Source organism: Pseudomonas sp. NPDC088890, assembly GCF_044900155.1.
Classification (GTDB): Bacteria; Pseudomonadota; Gammaproteobacteria; order Pseudomonadales; family Pseudomonadaceae; genus Aquipseudomonas; species Aquipseudomonas urmiensis.
This window is the reverse complement of the sequence record NZ_JBJDNG010000011.1, coordinates 22050-38209: the sequence shown is the minus strand read 5'-3', so window position 1 is coordinate 38209 and position 16160 is coordinate 22050. Positions and strand designations below refer to the sequence as shown.

Here is a 16160-nt window from a genome sequence, read left to right as displayed (position 1 = left end):
CATGGCTCGCTTGCGCTCCACCCGGGGGGTTGGCCTGCACCAGCCGCAGGTCAACGAGCATCACCTGCAGGCCCCTGGCCTGCCTGAGGATGGTCGACTGCGGCTGCTCAGTTTCAATATCCAGGTGGGCATTAGCACCGAACGCTACCGGCACTACCTGACCCGCAGCTGGCAGCATTTGCTGCCGCATAACGGGCGTGCTGGCAACTTGCAGAAGATCGGTGCGCTGCTCAGTGACTTCGACCTGGTCGCCCTTCAGGAAGCCGATGGCGGCAGCCTGCGCTCGGGCTACGTCAACCAGGTCGAGCACCTGGCCCAGTTGGGGGCGTTCCCCTACTGGTATCAGCAGCTCAATCGCAACCTCGGGCGTTTCGCCCAGCACAGCAACGGCGTACTCAGCCGCCTCAAGCCCCAGCACCTGGAAGACCATCCCCTGCCCGGCCCTGCCGGTCGAGGTGCGATCCTGGTGCAGTTCGGCGAGGGCAAGGACGCGCTGATCGTGGTGATGATGCACCTGGCTCTCGGAGCCAAGACCCGCGCCCTGCAATTGAGCTACATCCGCGAGCTGATTGGCGGCTACCGTCATCAGGTGCTGATGGGGGACATGAACACCCATGCCAACGACTTGCTCGAACACTCGCCGCTGCGCGATCTAGGCCTGATTGCACCGCAAGTCGAGGCCACCTTCCCAAGTTGGCGCCCGCAGCGCTGCCTGGACCACATCCTGCTCAGTCCAAGCCTGACCTTGGAGCGGGTCGAGGTGCTGGCGCAGCCGATTTCCGATCACCTTCCCGTTGCCGTCGAGATTCGATTGCCTGACGCATTGACTGTGGATACGCTGCCGGTCTTGAGCTAATTGCCATCACCCCGCAGTGGACCCAGGCATGACCGAAGACGCCGAGCGCTGGAAAGAAAAATACTTAAAAAGCATCGAACAGCAGGAAAAACTCGAGCGCCGGTGGGATGCCCGTCTCGACTTGCTGCGTCGTGGCCTGGTGCGCAGTACCTTGGCCGCCGAGGGCAGCGACAAGGCGGTGGACCAGTGCATGAAGGAAATGCGCGAGGTCATCCGTAGCGACAACATGGACGCGGGGCTTGCCAACCTGATTCCGCGTCTGGAAAAAGCGGTGCTCGACTCCGAGCAGCGTCGCGAAACCCGCATGAACCAGGTTAGCGATGCGCTGACCGCGCTAGTCACTCAGCTCCAGGCCCTGCCGCTGTCCGGTGATGTCGCTCGGCCACTGAAAAAACTGGCGAAGAAACTCGATGGTGGTGTCAGCCAATCGCGCGAGTTGCCGCCCCTGCTTGCTGAGCTCAGTGGTTTGCAGGGCCGAGCCCTGACCCTGCTGCAGAGCCCGGAAGAAGAGGCTCGCCCCGGCTTTTTGCAGCGGCTTTTCGGTAAAGCTGAACAAGAGTCTCGGCCGGAACACGCAGAATCGCCCCAGCCTGCACCGGTTCCAACGCCAGCCTTGGCAGAGCCTGCTGTCGAGAGCGAGTCTGCTCTGCAGCCCGTCAAAGGCGAAGTGCTTCAGCCCTCGGTACCTGCAATCATGGCCGCTGCGCCAGAGCCTGTGGATCCGATTGCAGCCAAACCAGTGATCACTGAGGAGCACGCAGAGGCGCCCACGGCAGAAGTGGTGCAGGCGTTGCTGCTGGAGCCGTCGCAGCCGGCGCTGGTTGAGGGGCCTGATGCCGAGCCTGCTCCCGTCATTGCCAGCCAGGAGCCAAATGAGCCAGAGCAAGCGGTACTGGCTCAAGCAGAGCCTGACGAACTCAGCGCGATAGAGCCACAGCCAGAGGCGGCGCCGGAGCAAGTCGAACTGCTCGACGGTGAGGATGGCCCTTATGCCCTGCCTAACGCTGTCGAGCCACCCTACAGCCAAGTCGCTGCGCATATCGAGCAAACCTTGATTGGCCTGCTCGATGACCTGAGCCTGCCGGAGCGGCACAAGGCACAGGCGCTGGAAATGCGTGAGCGCGTGGCGCGTGGGCTGAACTGGTACGAACTGATTCCGGTGCTGGATGATCTGGCGGTACTCATGCTGGCCATCACCGACAGCGGCCAGCATGAATTCGAGGCCTACTTGCAACAGCTCAACGAGCGCCTCGAGACCTTCCAGAGCCACTTGCACGAAGCCAGTGCCGGGCATGCCGACAACAGTACTGCGGCGCGTGAGCTGGACAGCCAGTTGCGCGAACAGGTCGATGGTCTGCAAAGCAGCGTCCAGGGTGCCGCTGATCTCGATAGCCTCAAGCACATTCTGGACAATCGCCTCGAAGGCTTGCTGGTGACCATCGACGATCACCAGCACCAGCGTGACCGCCGCGAGCAGGAACTGGCTGGACGCCTGCATGGCTTGGCCGAGCGGGTGGCGAACATGGAACAGGAAGCCCTGGGGTATCGCGAGCACCTTGAGGAGCAACGCCAGAAAGCCCTGATCGATCCCCTAACCGGGCTGCCCAACCGCGCCGCGTGGTCAGAACAGGTCGAGCGCGAAGTGCAGGATTGGCAGGAAAACGGCGGCCACTTGCTGATGGCCATCCTCGACCTTGACCACTTCAAGCGCATCAATGACGGCTATGGCCACCTGGCCGGCGACAAGGTGTTGAAGATCGTCGCCGACCAGTTACGCAAGCGCCTGCGTGGCCGCGACTTCATCGCACGCTTTGGCGGTGAAGAGTTTGTCCTGCTATTGCCGCAAACTTCACCGGCTGCAGGCGCGCAGGTGGCTGAAACCCTGCGCGCTGCCATCGAAGCATGCCCCTTCCATTTCAAGGGTGAGCGGGTGGTGATTACCGCCTCCATCGGGGTCAGCGCTTTCCGCACCGGTGAGCGTAGCGATCAGGTGCTCAAGCGCGCCGACGAAGCCTTGTATAGAGCCAAGGATCTGGGACGCAATCGGGTCGAGCAGGCTTAAGTAACAATTTGCTGATGGTCTTTCCTACAAGCGATTAGGGGGGAGCACGTTATACTGTAGCAACGATGTCGACTCTCTTATGACGTGCTCCCCTTTAATGAAAACACTCTTCACAGCTTTGCTTCTCTTGGCCCTGGCGGGTTGCAGCAGCGGCCTGCGCATCGACCGCAGCCATGTCTCGGCGAACCAGGACGAGCGCATCCAATTCGTCGTCCTGCATTACACCAATGCCTCACTCGAACGCTCGTTGGCCTTATTGACTCACGGCGAGGTCAGCAGCCACTACCTGATCGGCGATGGTCCGGCCACGGTTTATCAGTTGGTCGACGAGAGCAAACGTGCCTGGCATGCCGGCGATAGCCAATGGGACGGTCGCACCTGGCTCAATTCAAGCTCCATCGGCATCGAGATCGTCAACCCGGGGTTCACCGACACACCCAATGGTCGGGTCTGGCACCCCTACAGCGAAGCGCAGATCCAGGCGCTCATCGCGTTGCTCCAGGATATCGTCAAGCGCAACCACATCCAGCCGCGCTACATCATCGGGCACAGCGACATCGCGCCCTTGCGCAAGCTCGATCCGGGGCCGCTGTTCCCATGGAAACGCTTGGCAGATGCAGGCTTGGGCATTTGGCCTGAAGCCAACGCAGTCGCGCGGCAGCGGGCGTACTTCGAGGTCAATCCGCCATCGATTACCTGGTATCAGCAACAGTTGCTGCGCTTTGGCTACTCCATCGAACAGACCGGCGAGCTGGATGTAGCGACTCGGCATGTGCTGGCGGCCTTCCAGATGCGCTTCCGCCCGCAGCGGTTCGATGGCATGCCGGATGCGCAAACCGCGGCGATGTTGCAGGTGCTCAACCAAAAGCGTTGAACCCTGCGCGCCCAACGGCCGTGCCGACTGACCATTCCGTTGCTATACCTCTTGGTAATCAACTGGATATATCCGATGTCAGCCTTCCTCGTTGGGTTGCGCCAAATTCTCCACCGCCCCTGGCTGCTGGCAGCGCTAGCTGCCCTGGCTAGCGCCGTGCTGTTGCTGGCAGGCAGCGTGGGTGTGGCGCTGCAACAAATGAAGGAAAGCGAGAGCGCGCAGATGAACGCCCAGGGCGAGCGCTTTCTGGAGCGTCTGGAGCAAGTCTTCGGTCAGTTACGCCAAGGGGTCGATCAATTGCACTCCCTGCCTTTGCGTGGGTGCGACTCGACAACCTTGGCGGCATTGCAGCAAGTAGGCCTGAGTTCGCGGTTCATTTACGAAGCGGCCTATGTGCAGGGCAATGTCGCCTGCTCTAGCCGTGGTGGGGTAAGTAACATCGAGCCTTTTCGCCCCCCGGATATTCGCGGTCCGACTTACAGCTACTGGCTCAATACCACTGCCGAGCCCGACGAGAACCTCGCTGCGCTCATGCTCGGGCGCGGTAATTTTTTGGTTTCTACTTCCCGTGGTCACCTCACCGATGTGGTTGACCTACCGCCCGGCGGGAGCCTGCTGGTGGTATTGGATCACGGGCGTCGCGCCATTCCGGTGCTGGGGCCGGCGCAACCCTGGCCGCCAGTCGCCGATTGGCCGCCACCCTCGGACAAGGCTTTATCTGAGCTCAGTGACCGGCTGATCTACCGCATGCCGACCAAGTCCCCTGATTACCAGTTAGTGCTGATTGCCCCTCGCGCCAGTTTGCCTCTGAAGATGAACGGCGTGCTCTGGCTATTGTTCCCAGGCAGCGTGCTGGTGGCGTGCTGCATTGGCTGGCTGGTGCTGCAGTTGATCCTGCAACGCCGCTCGATGAGCTCCGAGCTGCAGAATGCGCTGCGCAAAGGCGAGCTGCAGGTGCTCTACCAGCCGATATTCGAGCTGGACAGTCGGCGCTGTGTCGGCGCCGAGGCTCTGGTGCGCTGGCGCAGGCCCGATGGCACCCTGACCAGCCCGGATCTGTTCATCCCGCTGGCGGAGAATACCGGGCAGATCCGTCAGATCACCGACTTCGTCCTGCAGCGGGTATTGGAGCAACTGGGTCAACTGCTGCGGGCCAACCGCAACTTATATATCTCGGTGAACCTGGCAGCCTGCGATGTGATGGTGCCGCGCATTGGTGGGGTGGCAGCCCGGCTGCTGGCTCACCACCGGGTGCCCGCCAGTCAGATCGCTTTCGAGGTGACCGAGCGGGGCCTGATCGATGTAGTGGTGGCACGAGACAATTTGCAGGCATTGCGCGCCGTCGGCCATCAGGTACTGATTGACGATTTCGGCACGGGCTACTGCAGCCTTGCCTACCTGCAGACCTTGCCGGTGGATTGTTTGAAGATCGACAAGGCCTTTATCGATGCGCTGGGCCATGATGCGGCGAGCAGCGGCGTGGCGCCGCATATTATCCGCATGGCCCATGACCTGCATTTGCGGGTGATTGCCGAAGGTATCGAATGTGAGGACCAGGCGGTACTGCTCAACAGTGAGGGGGTCAATTATGGGCAGGGGTGGTTGTTTGCCCATCCGCTCAATGCCCGGCAGTTTGCCGAGTTGATAACTCGTGGGCGGCGGGTAAGTGCTCGGCGGATTGATGATGAGCCTTGATTTGTGGGTGGCCTTGTAGCGATTCGCTGACTGCACCGGCCTCTTCGCGGGCAAGCCCGCTCCTACAGGTTCTGCGGGGATTATCTACCTGTGTTGTGTCTGTTCTGGCTTCTTCGCGGGCAAGCCCGCTCCGACAGGGGTAGTGGAGATCCCTGTGGGAGCGGGCTTGCCCGCGAAGAGGCCGGAACAGCCAGCAGAAGTGTTTGAGCAACCAACGACTCAGACCGGCAACGCCATATAGAACTGCGTCCCCTGCCCTGGCCGCGAAAACACCCCCATGCGGCCACCATGCAGCTGGACGATCTCTTTGCATAGCGCCAGGCCCAGCCCAGCGCCACCTTTCTTGCGTCCTACCTGCACGAACGGCTCGAAAATCCGCCCTTGTTGGCCATAGGCGATACCTTCGCCATTATCCTCGACACTGACGATCACCCGCTCGCCATGACGTCGCGCATGCAGGCGGATGCGCCCCCCGCTGGGCGTGTGGCGCACGGCGTTGTGCAACAGGTTGTCCAGCACTCGATCGAGCTGGGCGGTGTCGGCCTGGATACGCGGCAGGGGCTGCTCAAGCTCGATCAGCAAGTCGATCTGCTTGTCGGCTGCCTGTGGTGCGATACGTCCTTGGGCGCGTTCGAGCAGATCGTCGACGGCACAGTGAGCCAGCTCCAGTTTTTGCAGCCCGCTCTGGTAGCGAGAGAAATTCAGCAGGTCGTTGATCAACTGGGTCAGGCGCTGCATTTCTTCGCCGATGGTGTCGAGCAGGTCGTTCTCGCGGGCTTCAGGCGGGAACTTGACCCGCTCGCGCAGCAGGCCAAAGGCCATGTGCATTCCGGTGACCGGGGTGCGCAGTTCGTGCGAGGCACGCAAGACGAATTCACTGCGCACCCGCTCGAAGGCACGTTGTTCGGTGACATCGTGCAGCACCATCACAGCACCGAGGATTGGCCCTTGGGGATGGCTGACCGGGGTCAGGCTGTAAGTCAGCAGGCGGGTTTCTTCCTCGATATCGATGCTCAAGTCATCCGGCGGGCGATCCAGGCTGCCGCCACGCAGGACCTGGCGCAGTTGCTGCTCCAGTTCTGGACGTTGCAACGCCTCGGCCAGGCCCGTGCCGAGCCGGCTGCTGTCCCAGCCCAGCTGCCGTTGGGCAACTGGGTTGAGGTGCTCCAGGCGGCCTTGGCGATCGATGATCAGCAGGCCGTCATCGATACTGTCGAGCACCGCCTGCAAGCGTTGCTGGCCAGCCAGCACCTCATCGATATTGGTGGCCTGGTGCTTGCGCAAGGCATCGGCCATCATCCCGAAGCGGCGGGTCAACTGGTTGAGTTCAGTGGCCTGGGTAACCGGCAGGGTGACATCAAAATTACCTTGGCCGACCTCATCGGCAGCCTTGGCCAAGGCTTCGATCGGCTGGCCGAAGCGGCGGGCGATGTTGTGTGCGGTGACGAACCCCAGGACCAGCACCGCCAGGCCCATCAGGCCCAGCAGGCCGCTGACCAAGAGGGCGCGGTCACGGGTATGCTCCTCGCTGCGAGTGATGTGCTCCAACGCCTGTTTGTGGGAGTCGATCAGGTCGACGCGCACCTGGTTGAACGCCGCGCCCAAAGGCTGATCGGAACCCATGCTGCGCGAGGGAGCGGGGCTATCGCGGTAGGCCTGCAAGAAGGTCTGGTAGTTACTGCTGGCCTTACTGAAACCGGTGCGCTCGCCACCCTGCTCCAACCCTTGGTTGAGCAAGCTCTGGAACTGCTCCTGCAAGGTCACCAGGCTATTGGGCGCGGTGTCCTGATCGAGGATCAGGGTCAACTGCTCACCCAGGTTTTGCCTAAGCTTGAGCCCGACCTCGAGGGTATGGGTGGTATCGCGCACCAAGCGCTGCTGCACCGTGGCCATCTGCAATACGCTGACCAACCCCAGCAACAGCCCAAGCAAAGCCACCGTGACCAATGCCGAGATGCTCAGGAAAAGCCGCGTGCGCAGCTTCATCGGCCACTTCATAGGTTGAATTGCTTGCGCTTGCGGTACAGCGTCGAGGCGTCGATGCCGAGTGTCTTCGCTGCTTGATCGAGGGTGTCACTGGAAGCCAGCACTGCACCGATGTGCGCCCGTTCCAGCTCATCCAGGCTCAACGCGGCGCCGATACGCGGGGCATTGTTGGTGGTGGGTTCGGCCATGCCCAGGTGGCTGATCTCGACCCGCTCCTGTGGGCAGATGATACTGGCCCGCTCGACCACGTTGCGTAGCTCCCGGATGTTACCTGGCCAGCGGTAGTTGAGCAGCGCCGCGCGCGCTTCGTCACTGAACACCCGGGCCGGTCGCGAGTACTCCTTGACGAAGCGGGCGAGGAAGCGCTCGGCCAGCGTCAGGATGTCATCGCTGCGTTCGCGCAGTGGCGGCAGGTGCAAGGTAATGACGTTGAGGCGGTACAGCAGGTCTTCACGGAAGCGTCCGTCGCGGACCATGTCATCGAGGTTGAGGTTGGTCGCGGCGAGGATGCGTACATCTGCGCGGCGGGTGACCGGATCGCCGACCCGCTCGTATTCCTTATCTTGAATGAAGCGCAGCAGCTTTGGCTGCAAAGCCAGTGGAAAATCGCCGATCTCGTCGAGAAAAAGCGTGCCGCCGTCGGCTTGGCTGACTCGGCCCAAGGTGCTTTCGCTGGCGCCGGTGAAGGCGCCGCGGGTGTGACCGAACAGCTCGCTCTCCATCAGTTCGGCGTTCAGCGACGGGCAGTTGATGGTCACGCAAGCCTTGCGTGCACGCTTGCTCCAGCCGTGGATGGCACGGGCCAGCTCGCCTTTGCCGGTGCCGGATTCGCCGAGGATGAGAATGTTGGCGTCGGTGGTGGCTACCTGTCGCGCGGTTTCCAGCACCGCCATCATGGCCGGGCTGTGCGAATCGAGCCCGTCTTTAGGTTTGCGCACTTCGCCTTCGAGCGCTTCGAGGCGAGCAGACAGATGGCGCACTTCGAGTTGCTTGGCGGTGGCCAGGCGCAATTGGTCCGGGCTGCAGGGTTTGACCAGGTAATCGGCGGCGCCGGCCTGAATCGCATCGACCGCGGTGTCCACCGCCGAATGGGCGGTGACAATGACCACTCGCATCCACGGCGCCTGGATACGCATCTGGGCCAGTACGTCGAGACCGTTGTCCTCACCCAAGCGCAAATCGAGGAAGCACAGGTCGAACACCTGCCGCTGCAACAGCGCCTCAGCCTGCACGGCGCTGTTGGCCGTGGCTACGCTGTAGCCTTCATCTTCAAGGCAATAACGGAAGGTTCGCAGGATGGCGGACTCGTCGTCCACCAGCAGGATGCGGCCTTGGTTGTCCTGGGCAGATTCCATTTTCCTACGCTCCTTTAGGATTGATCTCAATTAGTGTCGGAAAGATCGGGCAAGTTGCATGGTCAATTCTGAAGGATTCTGTCCTTTGCATGCTAGCTATTGGCCGGTTCTTTATCTAACTAACTGAAAACATTGGGTTTTTAGGAGGAAAATCAGCTGGCACGCGGGTTGCGAAGATCTTTAGCTTTGTCACAAAAGGAGGTGCAGTCATGCGCTTTTCCCCTCGTATGGCCGTTTTCGCGGCCAGTCTGGTGTCGGTTATCACGCCGGCCTTGGCCGATCCGATCCAGGACGCGCGTCTACAAGGAGGGCTGCAAACCGCCCTGTCGCTGAACCGCTTGCTCAATCCCTTTCGTATTGAAGTCGATGTTGAAGGCGCGCGCGCTCGCTTGACGGGCGAGGTCGAGAGCGAGGTGGAGCGCCAATTGGCTGAACACCTGGCGCTGGCCACCCGCGGTATCGAGCAGGTCGATAACCAATTGCAGGTCAATGCCGAGCTGGTCGAGCGCCCCTTGGAGCTGCGTGCCTACGCGCAGCGGCTTGAGGATGCCACGCTTGCGGCCATCGTGCGCTCGCGCCTGGCATGGAGCCGGGTCACGCAAAAAGCCCCTATCGAGGTGGAAAGTCGCGAGGGTGTAGTGACTTTACGCGGACGGGTCGACAGTGTCGAAGCCAAGGAGCTTGCCGGTGTCCTGGCGCGGACCACCGATGGTATTCACTTGGTCAACAACCTGGTGAGCCTGGATACCGCCGCCATGGCAAAGGCTCGTGAGACGCCCGTAGGGGCGCCAACGGGGCCGCAGCCCAGTGATAGCTGGATCCTCGACAAGATCCAAAGCAGCTACCGCTTCAGCCGTAATCTGGATGGGCTGAACATCAAGGTTGCCAGCGAGCAAGGAATGGTCCGGCTATCGGGCGAGGTGGTCAGCAGCGAGCAGAAGACCATCGCCGTGGAGATCGCGCGGCAGATCATCGGTGTACGTGGCGTAGATGCTGACCTGTTGAAGATCGCGACCAAGGTGGAGGGCTGAAGTCGTGCAAATCGCACGACGGCAAAAGGGTCATCGTGCAGGATACGTCCTTGTAGACACCCTTTCGTATTTGTAAGTTGTTGATTTGTAAGGATATTTATTAATTTGTAAGGCTGGCATGCAGGCTGCAATTACTTGTTCAGAGTTTGAATAAGAACACAGCAGGAGGAGCCGGCATGAACCGCCAATCCGTCAACCGCTTACAGTCCACCGCTTTGCCGCTGCGCCAGTTCCTCCTTCTCGGTCTGGCGCTGCTGGTAACCCTGGCCGCCGGCCAGTTCTATTACAGCTGGCAGACCGCCCGGCTCGCCGAGCAAGTGGCGGCGCACACGGCATTGTTGACGCAGATTCAGGCGACCCGTGCCAACACCTTGGTCAGGGCAGCTGACCCGCTGCCGACCGCCAAGGCGAGCTCACCGGCCACTCTGGAAAACGTAGTACCGCAGGATCGCTGGGTGTTCTAAGCGACCTGCCGGATCGATTTCAAAAAAGAAAGGAGAACCACCATGCTTAGTTGGGCTATCACTTTCCTGATTATCGCCATTGTCGCTGCCGTGCTGGGCTTCGGTGGTATCGCCGGTGCTGCCACGGGGATTGCGAAGATCCTGTTCATCGTCTTCCTGGTGCTGTTCGTGGCTTCCTTCTTCTTCGGACGCGGCAGGGGCTAGATCATGAGCCGGATGCTTTGCAAAGCCCTGGCTACCGCCCTGATTCTGGGCGGTAGCGCGGCGGCGATGGCGGCCAATGACGGCCAGGTTCGTGTCAGCCAGTTGCTTGGCACGGACCCCGAATACCGAGAGACCTGGCAGGACACCCTCAAAGACGAGGAGCGTTTACCCGAGTGGGTCATCAACCTCAGCGGCAGTTCGCAAGAACAGATGTCGGCAGTGACTGAGGATGGGGACAAGTACTTGGTCGGGCCTCTGTGTGAATCGGACGACAACTGCACCTATAAACGTCTGATCGTGGCGTTCAGCTGGGACAAGGACGATGCCTACGGGATGCTGGTAGAGGTGCCAGAAGGATTGCCGACCGACAAGTCGCCCACCCGCCATGCGCAGTACCGTTGGCTGGGCAAGCCGGACGACGGCATGAAGGCGATGCTGCAAGAGCAGCTCAAGCGTGATCCGAAGTGGTACTAGGCGTCAGCGTACGCATAAGGTTCACGTCACTGTAACGCTATAGAAGCTGAACCTTTCTATGGTTCTGGCTTCTATGATGCGCAGCCCCGAGGAGGGGCGGCACATGACCAAGGGGCCGGGCTGTTCTGATTGTTGCAGGATCGGAGTGGCCTAGGGGTACAGGGAGTACCTCCGAGCACGGGCCGGGTCAGGCAAGGTGGCATCGGAAGTATCAGGTTGCTCGGGGCTGCCAAGCACCGAAGCGGACCTGACTTCCGAAGCACCTATATATAGAAGGCTTTGTGTCGCTTGTAGGAATTTGCCTTCAAGACACATTTTGTCTCGACCGTACATCGAATTATTTTAGGGTCTGGCACTACCCGCCCGATGTACCATTCAGACCATTCGGATTGTCGAACAAGGCATCCGATCCCTCCTTTTAGTGCTGCCAAATCGGCCGAAAAATGGCGCTTTGGTCTTGTTCGGAAATCCGAACGGCCGATATCCAGCCCCTTCGGGTGCGACTTTTTGTCCCTTGATCTCATGCCGAATCGGTATAGGGTAGTCGTTTCCGGCATTAGACTGCCTCCCTCTCCGTCGCAATAGTTGCGGCCTTTTTCGCTAGCCAGAGCGCCGACACGCTCGCTTGCGCTGACCTTCGATGGAGCCGTCGTACGGATTAAATTCGCTGCCCAGCATGCTTCTAAAGGCTCTGGAACGCGCGTTTCCGCTCGACGACCATGACCACTAGAAGAAAAGGTAACGACATGAAGAAGGCAAAACTAAGCCTCGCCTGGCAGATCCTCATCGGACTCGTCCTGGGCGTTGCAATCGGCGCGCTGCTGAACCATTTCAGTGCAGAAAAGGCATGGTGGATCAGTAATGTTCTGCAGCCAGCCGGTGACATCTTCATTCGCCTGATCAAGATGATCGTCGTCCCGATCGTGATTTCGTCGCTGATCGTGGGCATCGCCGGGGTTGGCGACGCGAAGAAACTGGGCAGCATTGGCCTGAAGACCATCATCTACTTCGAGGTGGTGACCACCATCGCCATCGTCGTCGGCCTGGGCCTGGCCAACCTGTTCCACCCAGGTGTCGGTATCGACATGAGCACCCTGGGCACTGTGGACATCTCCAAGTACCAGGCCACTGCGGCCGAGGTGCAGCATGAGCACGCGTTCATCGAGACCCTGCTCAACCTGATTCCATCGAACATCTTCGCAGCCGTGGCGCGTGGCGAGATGCTGCCGATTATCTTCTTCTCGGTACTGTTCGGCCTGGGCTTGTCGAGCCTGCAGGCAGACCTGCGCGAGCCGCTGGTACGCACCTTCCAGGGCGTATCGGAAACCATGTTCAAGGTCACCCACATGATCATGAACTACGCGCCGATCGGTGTATTCGCCCTGATCGCGGTGACTGTCGCCAACTTCGGCTTCTCGTCCCTGCTGCCGCTGGCCAAGCTGGTGGTGCTGGTGTACTTCGCTATCGCCTTCTTCGCCTTCATGGTGCTGGGCCTGGTGGCGCGGATGTTCGGCTTCTCGATCATCAAGATCATGCGCATCATGAAAGACGAGATGATCCTCGCCTACTCCACCTCCAGCTCCGAGACCGTGCTGCCACGGGTGATCGAGAAGATGGAGAAGTACGGTGCGCCGAAGTCGATCTGCAGCTTCGTGGTGCCGACCGGTTACTCGTTCAACCTCGACGGTTCGACCCTGTACCAGAGCATTGCGGCGATCTTCATTGCCCAGCTGTACGGCATCGACTTGTCCTGGAGCCAACAGCTGCTGCTGGTCCTGACCCTGATGGTCACCTCCAAGGGTATCGCGGGTGTGCCGGGCGTTTCTTTCGTGGTGCTGCTGGCGACCCTGGGCAGTGTTGGTATCCCGCTGGAAGGCCTGGCGTTCATCGCCGGTGTCGACCGCATCATGGACATGGCGCGGACTGCCCTGAACGTGATCGGCAACGCCCTGGCCGCGCTGGTTATCGCACGCTGGGAAGGCATGTACGACGCGGTCAAAGGCGAGCAGTACTACAACTCGCTGCCGCACATGGTCGGTACCAAAGCCGCCGCATCCGTTGCGGGCGAGACTGCCAAGCAGTAAGCCTTCAGCGTTGAACAAAAAGCCCCGACTTGTCGGGGCTTTTTGTTGTCTTGAGATCGGCAGGCGGTGTCGTGTGGGAGAAAGGCGTCGGTAGCGTGGGAGCGGGCTTGCCCCGCGATAGCGTCAGCGCGGCTAAGCAATTTGGCCAAGTAGACGCAATCGCGGGGCGAGCCCGCTCCCACGCCAGCCGCTTACAGCTCGCGTGCTTGAGGCTTAGGACTTTTCCCGCGCTAGCTTGCAACTGTGGAAGCAGCGTTCTGGTCGATCAGTACGCTATCATTCGAGGCATTTTTCGGGGGAACACACGGATGCTCAATGGCCTTTGGCTCAGCTTTTTCCTGGTGGCGGCCATCTCCGCCCTGGCCCAATGGCTGGTCGGCGGCAATGCCGGGATCTTCGCCGCGATGGTCGAGAGCATCTTCGCCATGGCCAAGCTGTCGGTGGAAGTCATGGTGCTGCTGTTCGGCACCCTCACCTTGTGGCTGGGTTTCCTGAAGATTGCCGAGCAGGCCGGTATCGTCGAGTGGCTGGCCAAGATGCTCGGGCCGCTGTTCGCCCGGCTGATGCCTGAAGTGCCACCTGGGCACCCTGCCCTGGGCTTGATCACCATGAACTTCGCCGCCAATGGCCTGGGCCTGGACAACGCCGCTACGCCGATCGGCCTGAAGGCCATGCGCGCCTTGCAGGAGCTCAACCCCAGCAGCACGACGGCGAGCAACGCGCAGATCCTGTTTCTGGTGCTCAACGCCTCGTCGCTGACCCTGCTGCCGGTCACTATCTTCATGTACCGCGCGCAGCAAGGCGCACCTGATCCGACCATGGTGTTCCTGCCAATTCTGCTCGCTACCAGCGTCTCGACCCTGGTCGGCCTGCTCTCGGTGGCGGTCATGCAGCGCCTGCGCCTGTGGGACCCCGTGGTGCTCGCCTACCTGATCCCCGGTGCGCTGCTGCTGGGCTGCTTCATGGCCTTCCTCGGCACGCTGTCGGCGGCGGCGCTGGCCAGCCTGTCGTCGGTCCTTGGCAACCTGACCCTGTTCGGCATCATCATCCTGTTCCTGGTGATCGGCGCGCTGCGACGGGTCAAGGTGTATGAAGCCTTCGTCGAAGGCGCCAAGGAAGGCTTCGACGTCGCCAAGAACCTACTGCCTTACCTGGTGGCGATGCTTTGTGCAGTGGGTGTGCTGCGGGCCTCGGGCGCCCTTGAGCTGGCTTTGGACGGCATCCGCCACGCCGTGGAGTGGATGGGCATGGACACTCGCTTCGTCGAGGGCCTGCCAACCGCGCTGGTCAAGCCGTTCTCTGGCAGCGCGGCGCGGGCGATGCTGATCGAGACCATGCAGACCCATGGCGTCGATAGCTTCCCAGCCTTGGTGGCGGCGACCATCCAGGGCAGTACCGAAACCACCTTCTACGTGTTGGCAGTGTACTTCGGCGCGGTGGGTATTCAGCGGGTCCGTCACGCGGTGGGTTGCGCCCTGCTGGCCGAACTGTCCGGGGTGATCGCGGCGATCTTCGTCTGCTACTGGTTCTTCGCCTGAGCCTGAGTTGCCTGGGCCACAGTCCAGTCCAGCAGTTGCGCCATCAGTTGGTCGCTGGCCGCACCGAAGCCGGCGACCACTGCTGACACTTGGCTGGAGGTCAGCGGCTGACGCACCTCGAAGCGCCGGCTAGCAAGAATACGCTGGCTGCGCCCTTGCACCAGGCGCGCGTCATAACGTATCAGCACCTCCACGCCCCCCGGCCGATATTCGCTCTGGAACGCCTGCAGCTCGCCTGCCAGCTCATAGTCCGCTTGCAGGTTGCTGTCGTCAGCGCTCAGGCGCTGCACGCGGCCATCGCGTTGAAAGCCATCGAGCAGGCGGTTACGCACCAGCAATGGTACCGGATCGCTCCAGCGGGCGCCCTTGTAGCCGCTGATGATGTCGCCTTGCGGGATTACTGCAATGCGGGCGCCGGCCAGGGCCTCGCTGGCCAGCGGCTTGTTCAGGCGCAGCGACCAGTCCAGCGGGGTGGCTGTGCGGCTGGCCTGGCTCACTGGCAGGCGATAAATGTCCACCGGCTCGCTCTTGGGCAGGATCGAGCAGGCCGTGGCCAGGCTCAGCGCTGCGGCGAGGGTGACAAGACGCAGCGAAGTGTTCATGGCTGGAACTCCTTGTTGTTGTCGCGACCCAGCAGGTAGCCGCTTGGGTCCGCCTCCAGTTGGCGCGAGATGCCTTTGAGGGCGTTGAGGGTTTCGCGCAACTCGCGGATGGCCGGGGTCAGCTGGTTCAGGCCTTGGGCGCCGTCGTCGATCGCTTCGCGGTTGTCCTTGAGCAGGCTGTTGATGGTCGCGGTGCTCTCGGCCAGCGCTTGCATGGCCTGCTCGGCGCTGCCGAAGGCCTGCTTGCCTTGCGTGCCCAGCAGACCGTTGGCGTTGCGCATCAGCGTCTGGGTTTCGGCGAGGGTGGCGCTGGCTTGTTTGCCGACTTCGCCCAACTGCTCGATGGCCTGGGTGATTCCGCCCTTCTGGCTGGCGAAGGCGCCGGTGGTTTGCTCCAGATTGGCCAGGGTGTTGCTCAGGCGGCCGATGTTGTCTTCGGAGAACATCTGGTTGGCGTTGTGCAGCAGCAGGTTGATGTTGGTCACCAGGTCGCTGCTGTCGTTGAGCAGGCGCGAAATTGGCGAAGGTGAGGCGACGATCACCGGCAGTTTGCCGTCCTTGCCCTTGAGCTCGGGGCTTTGCGGGGTGCCGCCAGTGAGCTGGATGAACGAGTTGCCGGTGACGCCGGCCAGGGTCAGCTTGGCTTGGGTATCCTGCTTGACCGGGGTGTCGGCGCTCAGGCGAATGCGCGCCAGGACCCGGCGCGGATCTTCCGGGTCCAGGCGCAGGGTGGTGACGTCCCCGACCTTGATCCCGTTGTACTGCACCGCGCTACCGCGCGACAGGCCCGAGACGGCCTCGTTGAACACCACTTGGTAGTCCTTGAAGGTGTCGTCGACGCTGGATTTGGTCAGCCACAGGCCGAACAGCAGCGCGCCGGCCACCACCAGTACGGTGACCAGGCCGATGAAGACATGATGAGCTCGGGTTTCCAT

The 16160-nt window shown here is 61.4% G+C and carries 14 protein-coding genes; 10 read left to right on the top strand and 4 right to left on the bottom strand.

The genetic code is table 11. The annotated features are described in order from the left end of the window. Window position 1: 1 nt before the first annotated feature. The 4 genes from ACI2JX_RS20615 to ACI2JX_RS20600 all read left to right on the top strand — a co-directional run bounded on the left by ACI2JX_RS20615 (window position 2) and on the right by ACI2JX_RS20600 (window position 5487). On the top strand, window positions 2-856 hold the full coding sequence (locus ACI2JX_RS20615; protein ID WP_186553205.1) for an endonuclease/exonuclease/phosphatase family protein: 855 nt from the start codon (window positions 2-4) through the stop codon (window positions 854-856). Window positions 857-884: 28 nt separating this feature from the next. Continuing rightward, the gene (locus ACI2JX_RS20610) at window positions 885-2918 is read left to right on the top strand and encodes a diguanylate cyclase (RefSeq protein ID WP_404690885.1); all 2034 of its coding nucleotides are present in this window, start codon (window positions 885-887) and stop codon (window positions 2916-2918) included. A gap of 97 nt (window positions 2919-3015) precedes the next feature. Continuing rightward, a complete protein-coding gene (locus ACI2JX_RS20605; protein WP_368973362.1) occupies window positions 3016-3792 on the top strand; it encodes an N-acetylmuramoyl-L-alanine amidase in 777 nt (258 codons plus the stop codon). Window positions 3793-3867: 75 nt separating this feature from the next. Continuing rightward, on the top strand, window positions 3868-5487 hold the full coding sequence (locus ACI2JX_RS20600; protein ID WP_264234274.1) for an EAL domain-containing protein: 1620 nt from the start codon (window positions 3868-3870) through the stop codon (window positions 5485-5487). Between the two features lie 219 nt (window positions 5488-5706). Here the strand turns inward: ACI2JX_RS20600 and ACI2JX_RS20595 are convergent, their stop codons facing one another. Further along, complete coding sequence (locus ACI2JX_RS20595) at window positions 5707-7485, bottom strand: KinB sensor domain-containing domain (RefSeq protein WP_404690884.1); 1779 nt, start codon at window positions 7483-7485, stop codon at window positions 5707-5709. Continuing rightward, window positions 7482-8828: a sigma-54-dependent response regulator transcription factor AlgB gene (gene algB, locus ACI2JX_RS20590; protein WP_264234278.1), complete on the bottom strand. Its 1347-nt coding sequence runs from the start codon at window positions 8826-8828 to the stop codon at window positions 7482-7484. The genes ACI2JX_RS20595 and algB overlap by 4 nt, the downstream gene beginning before the upstream one ends. A 209-nt stretch (window positions 8829-9037) precedes the next feature. Between algB and ACI2JX_RS20585 the strand changes: the two genes are divergently transcribed. From ACI2JX_RS20585 to ACI2JX_RS20560, 6 genes are all read left to right on the top strand, one after another. Continuing rightward, on the top strand, window positions 9038-9859 hold the full coding sequence (locus tag ACI2JX_RS20585) for a BON domain-containing protein (protein ID WP_264234280.1): 822 nt from the start codon (window positions 9038-9040) through the stop codon (window positions 9857-9859). Between the two features lie 176 nt (window positions 9860-10035). Further along, on the top strand, window positions 10036-10323 hold the full coding sequence (locus ACI2JX_RS20580) for a hypothetical protein (protein WP_264234282.1): 288 nt from the start codon (window positions 10036-10038) through the stop codon (window positions 10321-10323). A gap of 42 nt (window positions 10324-10365) precedes the next feature. Beyond that, on the top strand, window positions 10366-10527 hold the full coding sequence (locus ACI2JX_RS20575; RefSeq protein ID WP_003252966.1) for a DUF1328 domain-containing protein: 162 nt from the start codon (window positions 10366-10368) through the stop codon (window positions 10525-10527). Window positions 10528-10530: 3 nt separating this feature from the next. Then, window positions 10531-11001 (top strand): inhibitor of vertebrate lysozyme family protein, encoded by a 471-nt coding sequence (locus ACI2JX_RS20570; RefSeq protein WP_264234284.1) that lies wholly within the window; start codon window positions 10531-10533, stop codon window positions 10999-11001. A 746-nt stretch (window positions 11002-11747) separates the two neighbouring features. Continuing rightward, window positions 11748-13085, top strand: coding sequence for a glutamate/aspartate:proton symporter GltP (gene gltP, locus ACI2JX_RS20565; RefSeq protein WP_264234286.1), 1338 nt, complete (start codon window positions 11748-11750; stop codon window positions 13083-13085). Between the two features lie 308 nt (window positions 13086-13393). Next, window positions 13394-14623, top strand: coding sequence for a nucleoside recognition domain-containing protein (locus ACI2JX_RS20560; RefSeq protein ID WP_368972874.1), 1230 nt, complete (start codon window positions 13394-13396; stop codon window positions 14621-14623). Here ACI2JX_RS20560 and ACI2JX_RS20555 read toward each other — a convergent pair. Together ACI2JX_RS20555 and ACI2JX_RS20550 are read right to left on the bottom strand one after the other, a co-directional pair. Continuing rightward, entirely contained in the window at window positions 14605-15225 is a 621-nt protein-coding gene (locus ACI2JX_RS20555) for an ABC-type transport auxiliary lipoprotein family protein (RefSeq protein WP_264234290.1), read from the bottom strand. The two genes, ACI2JX_RS20560 and ACI2JX_RS20555, sit on opposite strands and share 19 nt — an antisense overlap. Next, the gene (locus tag ACI2JX_RS20550; RefSeq protein WP_186557696.1) at window positions 15222-16160 is read right to left on the bottom strand and encodes an MlaD family protein; all 939 of its coding nucleotides are present in this window, start codon (window positions 16158-16160) and stop codon (window positions 15222-15224) included. Before ACI2JX_RS20550 ends, ACI2JX_RS20555 begins: the two co-directional genes overlap by 4 nt.